General features: G+C 61.2%; 1 protein-coding gene. It reads left to right on the forward strand.

Annotated features, from left to right (window positions below):
• Positions 1-118: 118 nt before the first annotated feature.
• Positions 119-616 (forward strand): tyrosine-type recombinase/integrase (locus AACY08_RS27995; protein WP_339472345.1); only part of this gene is annotated, 498 nt, incomplete at its 3' end.

Raw genomic sequence — 616 nt, forward strand, 5'->3', positions numbered from 1 at the left:
TCAGTGTCTACCTGGGGCACGCGTCGATCGCCAACACGTACTGGTATCTCGAAGCCACGCCAGTGCTGCTGCGCGACATTGCGGCTGCAAGCGAGCAACTTTTTCAAGGAGAAGCGGCATGACGGCGCTTGCTCCCCATCTCTCGGCATATCTGCGGGAACATCTGCCGCGCGAACGCGCCGTCAGCCCGCACACGGTGAAGACCTATGCCAACTGCTTCGTCCTCCTCGTCCAGTTCGCTGCCGATCGGCTGAAGCGCCGACCGACCGATCTCGAGGTTGAGGATCTCGGCACAGACATGATCATGGCCTTCCTCGATCATGTGGAGATCGGCCGCGGCAGCTGCGTGCGGACCCGCAATGGCAGGCTCGCCGCGATCCGATCCTTCTTCCGATACATCGAGTACCGGATTCCAGCCTGCCTCGATCAGGCACTCCGTGTCAGAGCAATCCCGACCAAGAAGACAGACAAGGCGCTGATCGATTACCTCGACCGGGCCGAGATCAAGGCTTTGCTCGATACACCCGATCCCCGGACACGCCTCGGCACCCGTGATCGCGCGATGCTGCATCTTACCTATGCTGGCGGACTGAGGGTGTCGGAACTCGTAACGCTG

The organism is Pseudomonas sp. EL_65y_Pfl1_R83 (assembly GCF_963970695.1).
Classification (GTDB): Bacteria; Pseudomonadota; Gammaproteobacteria; order Pseudomonadales; family Pseudomonadaceae; genus Aquipseudomonas; species Aquipseudomonas tritici.